The 5,171-nt window shown below is 55.5% G+C and carries 7 protein-coding genes; 3 read left to right on the top strand and 4 right to left on the bottom strand.

The window, feature by feature from the left end; genetic code table 11:
* Positions 1 to 193 precede the first annotated feature (193 nt).
* From RI03_RS22945 to RI03_RS23765, 3 genes are all read left to right on the top strand, one after another.
* Positions 194 to 676 (top strand): MucR family transcriptional regulator, encoded by a 483-nt coding sequence (locus RI03_RS22945; RefSeq protein ID WP_010219254.1) that lies wholly within the window; start codon positions 194 to 196, stop codon positions 674 to 676.
* 675 nt (positions 677 to 1,351) lie between these two features.
* Positions 1,352 to 1,633 carry a hypothetical protein gene (locus RI03_RS18990; protein ID WP_138995743.1) on the top strand — a complete coding sequence of 94 codons (282 nt, stop codon included), beginning with the start codon at positions 1,352 to 1,354 and terminating at the stop codon, positions 1,631 to 1,633.
* A 750-nt stretch (positions 1,634 to 2,383) separates the two neighbouring features.
* On the top strand, positions 2,384 to 2,776 hold the full coding sequence (locus RI03_RS23765; protein WP_138995742.1) for a hypothetical protein: 393 nt from the start codon (positions 2,384 to 2,386) through the stop codon (positions 2,774 to 2,776).
* 343 nt (positions 2,777 to 3,119) lie between these two features.
* Here RI03_RS23765 and RI03_RS18985 read toward each other — a convergent pair whose 3' ends face one another.
* The 4 genes from RI03_RS18985 to RI03_RS18970 form a co-directional block, all read right to left on the bottom strand.
* A complete protein-coding gene (locus RI03_RS18985; protein ID WP_138995741.1) occupies positions 3,120 to 3,647 on the bottom strand; it encodes a hypothetical protein in 528 nt (175 codons plus the stop codon).
* 211 nt (positions 3,648 to 3,858) lie between these two features.
* The gene (locus RI03_RS23755; RefSeq protein WP_170318418.1) at positions 3,859 to 4,227 is read right to left on the bottom strand and encodes a hypothetical protein; all 369 of its coding nucleotides are present in this window, start codon (positions 4,225 to 4,227) and stop codon (positions 3,859 to 3,861) included.
* Positions 4,228 to 4,370: 143 nt separating this feature from the next.
* On the bottom strand, positions 4,371 to 4,802 hold the full coding sequence (locus RI03_RS18975; RefSeq protein WP_010219249.1) for a hypothetical protein: 432 nt from the start codon (positions 4,800 to 4,802) through the stop codon (positions 4,371 to 4,373).
* A gap of 77 nt (positions 4,803 to 4,879) precedes the next feature.
* On the bottom strand, positions 4,880 to 5,171 hold a 292-nt coding region (locus RI03_RS18970), incomplete at its 5' end, for a recombinase family protein (RefSeq protein WP_010219247.1).

Raw genomic sequence — 5,171 nt, 5'->3', positions numbered from 1 at the left:
CCCCTGTGTGCCTTGGCAGTCTCAGTCCGGAAACGGCGGCAACCCCATCGGGTCGGGGGACCCCAAGCTCCACTATTCGGGGGCACTGGCGTTCCGCCCTAAACTGGCGATTGCCTCCAGCGTTGTTGTGCCGGCAGAATGCCCTACGGCGTATCGGCCGATTGTAGTTCGGCGCCTTAGTACGAGGAACGACATGACCACGAAAACGACCGCTGTCGAACTGGCGGCTGGTATGACCATCGCCTGGCTTAGCAATTCTAATAACCGGGCAACCGTTGCTGATGTGCCGGTCATACTAACATCGATGTATGATGCTGTTATTAGGTTGTCGTCAGGGCTCCTTGAGGGCGGATCGGAGCCCGCCGTGTCCGAATATCCGCCAGCCGTGTCAGTCCGAAAGTCGCTTGCCAGCAAAGATCACATCATCAGCATGATCGATGGCAAGCCGTACAAGGCGCTGCGGCGTCATCTAACGGCCGCGGGTTTGACTGCCGATGAGTATCGGGAGCGATATAATCTGAAAGCTGATTATCCGATGGTCTCGGAAAGTTACAGCGAGGTCCGTCGCGCAATGGCCAAGAAAATCGGCCTTGGTCGGGAAACGCGCGCTCAACCGATAACCGCCCCCGGAAAAGAACCAAAGTCGCCACCGGTTAATCCACGTCGTAAAGGCTAACGTCGCCAGGTGCGTCGAAATATAGCACTCAATGGTCACCCCCCTTTGATCAGGGAGTGACCCTGATAAGATTGGTGACCTTTACATCATAAGTGTTGTGGGCACGGATTAAATGTGGAAATCTTGATAAGTTATAGCCATACATAAATCTGCGGTTCGGAGGTAGTTGTGGCGGACGAAAAAACCGGATGGGGGGTTGTGCGTCTGGTACCATGGCGCGTCCTCGGCATCTTCAAGACCTCGGCTGAAGCACATGTGCGATGTCTGGAAGCAGGCCGCAATTTTGAGGTTCACTTCGGTAAGGGCGATCACGACGCAAATGTGTTCACCTGGCATGATCGAGAAGATCCCATCTCGTAAGCCTTCTTCCATTGATTACGGGCCGCCGGTCAACGAGCGGCAGCAGCAACGCAATATCATTGGTCGGTCCATTCCCGTTCGGAAGGTCGGAAGTGTGGCAGCCGTTGATGCCACGCTGCCATTTGCGCGAGGGGGTTTTGCGCTCTCGCCTAGCCGGCATCTATGCCAGCTTTTATGGGGGCTGAAATTGTGTGTATACCGATGGCTAACCACGCCACTCCCCCCGAGACCGGCGTGGCCAGGGCTGCAATTAAGGTCCCCACCGAACTGCAGCCCGTACCTTTGTCGTACATTTCTCGACAAGTGAGACTTGCGATGGAAATGATAGAACGCGTGGCGCGGGAACTTTGCAAATCAGACGGCCACCCAGAAAACATTCAGTACGAAGGCAAACCTATGTGGGCGAGCTATTCGGATGCCGCTCGGGCGGTGATTAAAGTCATGCGCGAACCTACCGAGTCAATGGTCAAAGCCTGGCTTGGAAGCGGTGCGGAAAGCGTCACTGCCCGGCGGGACTGGTACGCAATGATTGACGCCGCCCTGGGCCCCACCTTGACGGCGGCCGGGGAGAGCGAAGCTTGCGATAAGCCATGGTAATTGCTGCGCAGGGTCGTACACCCGCGGCAACCGCATCCGTCTCACGATTTCTGCGGCCAGGGCTGCGACTCCGGTTCCCTCCGAGTTGCAGTCCGCTCCCATTAGGTGGACGGTGCGTGACACACCCGATCAGTTGGGCAATACGCTGTGACCGCTAGAGGTGAGCACCATGCTAAGACGTTTTTTTTGCAAACGGTTAGGTGTAGCGGCTCGCAATGATAATCCCCCGGAACTGCAATAAAGGGCAGTTTCCGGCTCGCATTGCGTGAGACGGATCGATGCGGGAAACGCACGTTCCGTGATACAGAAATCACATTCGGTGCGACGGACGCGCGATACTGATCCGCCCGCTCGCGAACGGCAAAAATTGGTGGGGAGCTGCCATTCGATCGATGACAATTAACTTCCGATCCGTTTACATAGCATGATGGCTCGACACCATCCGCGGATATCGCGTTACCTTCTTTTGGCGACGCTGACGATGTTATTGGCAGGATGCGTCACGACCAATTTCGCTTCGCGTCGTCCAGAGCTAATTGTGGAGGGGGACGGAGACCATTCTTGGTTCGAAGCCGCAGCTAAAACTTGTAATTATACTGCTTACTGGCGGTTTCCGGGTGTAAATATCCAAGGAGACCGTAGCCTCGGTTCCCATTTCAACCTGTTCCAGACACATACGCACGCTGCTCAGTACGCGGTCGGCTGGATTGAAAACCACCCCGAGTCAGGGCTCTATGTAAGCATCCATTGATGTCCGCAATTGGGCGTTTCCTGCCGTCGCAAAAGGGAACCCTTTCGCAACAGCCGGGACGGCAGGAAGCGACCACAAGCGGACATTGGCAGCCTGCACTATCCCAGTCATATCAGCCTATGGATACCACGACTCAACCGAACGAAGCCGCGTTGCCCTCCATTGTTTTTGCACCGTGGAAAACGCCAGTTGAGAACGATGAACTCAGCTTTGTCAGCTTGAGTTACGGCGGAGCTTCAACAATCGTCGATTGTCATAGCGAAGGCTTTTCGCTGGAAGTTCCTGCAAGCGGGTCACTGGGTGCCGGTGACCTGGAGGCCGTGTTCCTCTCCGTCGAGAAGAAAAGCGTTGTCATCTTTCGGTTCGGAGACCGATGGCGTTCCGTGTTCTAGACGAGCACGGGCTGCTGGACATTTGGACCGCCTCCGGGGAAACGCCACGCCCAGCCCAAACTACTTTCATGGTCAAAGGTCATAAGTGGCAGCAAGAAAGTGAGCTTTCCTGGTTCATGGGCGGAACAGAGTTCAGCCTGATGATCGCGACGGACTGGAATTGCCTCGAAGTGGTCGGGCCGGAACCGACCGTCGAGCTACGCCCGCGATTGTTCACCTGCATGCGGGCAAGTAGCCGACGTCCGCTCTCCACAAAACCCGGTCATTCCTGATGCAAAAATCAAAATTTTTGCATCAAGCCAGCACGTCAATGCGTGGACAGAGCTACATCCGCATTCTGCATTTAAATTGTCCTGCGCCGATGGCGTCTCCAGAGGACAACGGCCGTGATAGGGAGGTAGATCGCGAGCAGCGCGAGCGTCTGCCACAGCCAGCGGCTCCAGATTCCTGTTAAGTCACGCTGAGGAACCATGCCACCCGGTGCGATGACGAACAAGCGTGGGTGGCCAGGCATTGTCGCGATAATGACCTTGGTGCCCGGCGGGTTCTTTTCGATGTAGCGCGGCAAATAATCCTCCGCCGCGCACCCGTCGCGAGACTGCTGGAGAAGTCGGAACTCGGGATTGCCGCTCTTTCCGCAAAGTTTGTCAGTGACGATTGCAGTCTCGCGGGTGCCTTTGACGGCTAGCTCGGCGCGAAAGTGCGCGTCCCGGATGCTGCCAAAAACGAGCAGAGCACCAACTCCGGCAATAAAGATTGACCAGCCACAGGACCAAAGCCCGATCCGAAGCCAAAGTTTACCAAAGTGGCTTTCGACCACTGTGGGCGTTGTTCTGTTACCTTGGACCGCAGGCAAATCGTTATGCTCCACATCGCAATGGTCAGCTTAGAGGCCAGAGTTTTACGATTATCTTGCAGCCATAAATTCTGCGACCGCTCCGCGTTCCTGATGCAAAAATCACAGGTTCTGCATCACGTCCGGAACGGCAGGAATCTCGGCATTTTAGTGATCCAGAAATCCGATGCGCTGCCGATCACGGATTTCAGGATTTGGTAGTTAGCGGAAGATCGCTTCAGCTCGGCTATTCAGTTAGCGCACATTTATAAGTCGTCCTGCCTCCGCGACCATCATCTATGAAGGCTTCGCGCCAATTAGCAATAAAACGAATTTCAACATGAGCGGGAGGTGATGAAAGTGTCATCCAGTGAGAGCCATCGGGAAGGTCCCATACTTCTTTGATTTGGCCTTTACCCAAATGAGAACTATATCGACCTTTTTTAATATCGAATTTAATAGTAAGATCACTTCGGATCATATCCGAAATGCAAACTCCGTTCTCAGCACATCCTTGAGCGCCGACCATTCGGCAAGCAGCCGTCAGCGGCGCTTGGGATGCCGCTGCGACGGCGGGGGTAGCAAGGAGCGCCATGAAGAAAAAGAAAGTTCTCATTGAGGCAGCATACTGCTGAGGTGACCGTCCGCAAAATGGGCGCTTCCTGCCGTCCCGGTTGTTGCGAAAGAGTTCCCTTTTGCAACAGCAGCTATCGGGGAAGCGAACGGTCGCAAACCGCCCAACAGCGGACATTCGCCCCATCAACGCTGCCAGCCCATATTCACGCTGACCCCCTTTAGGAACGCATTTGCCACGGTACAGCCGTCGCCTTCTAAGGCGCCTATCAAATATGGTGTTGTCGTCGTCGTGCTCTCGCTTTGAATGTACGAAACCGTCACTGTCCGGACCGCTATTCCACCGTACATGTACGACGCGAGCCACTGATTGTTGTCGCGAGCGACGTAAATAAGGACCTTACCGACCTTGGATTTCGGGCCGAGTACATCGCTGAAGGTGGCACCTTTTTCCGTCCTTGGATAAATCACGCCAGCTCGCTTTACGATATCCGACCTGATCTCGGCCGGGAGCGCGTTCATGTCCTCGAAAAACGTGACGGGTCGGATCAGGGGGCAATTGCCTAGCGGGCGAAATTCAGCCTGCCCCATCGCAAGCGCAGCGAGTATGGCGGACATTGCGATTCCCCATAATGGACTTCGCTATCATCATGGCGGAAAATGACTAACGTCAGCTTCCCACCAACTCTAGACGTTCAGTCCTGCTTTCGAGACAATCTCGATATTGTCGCCTGGTCGACACCCAGCAAGGCAGCGACAGTGCGCTGCGTATCGCCAGCTGCGAGCCGTCGCAGGGCCTCAGCCTGCTGGTGAGAGGTAAGGGCAGCACGCCGACCGAACTTCACGCCACGGGCCTTCGCCTGGACCCTACCAGCAGCGGTGCGTTCGGTGATCCGATGGCGCTCGTAGCTCGCCGCAACACCCAGCACGGCAATGATGACATCAGCGAACTGTGAGGTGGTATCCACCATCGGCTCCGCGATCGAG

This window comes from Sphingomonas sp. PAMC 26621 (assembly GCF_000251145.1).
Taxonomy (GTDB): Bacteria; Pseudomonadota; Alphaproteobacteria; order Sphingomonadales; family Sphingomonadaceae; genus Sphingomonas.
Note: the sequence above shows the minus strand (reverse complement) of the source record. Positions and strands in the feature narration are given on the sequence as shown.

Bases quoted from the DNA above. Each gene is read 5' to 3' on its own strand.
- RI03_RS22945 (WP_010219254.1), top strand. From the start codon at position 194: ATGACCACGAAAACGACCGCTGTCGAACTGGCGGCTGGTATGACCATC.
- RI03_RS23765 (WP_138995742.1), top strand. From the start codon at position 2,384: ATGTCCGCAATTGGGCGTTTCCTGCCGTCGCAAAAGGGAACCCTTTCG.
- RI03_RS18975 (WP_010219249.1), bottom strand. From the start codon at position 4,802: ATGTCCGCCATACTCGCTGCGCTTGCGATGGGGCAGGCTGAATTTCGC.
- RI03_RS23755 (WP_170318418.1), bottom strand. From the start codon at position 4,227: ATGAGAACTTTCTTTTTCTTCATGGCGCTCCTTGCTACCCCCGCCGTC.
- RI03_RS18990 (WP_138995743.1), top strand. From the start codon at position 1,352: ATGGAAATGATAGAACGCGTGGCGCGGGAACTTTGCAAATCAGACGGC.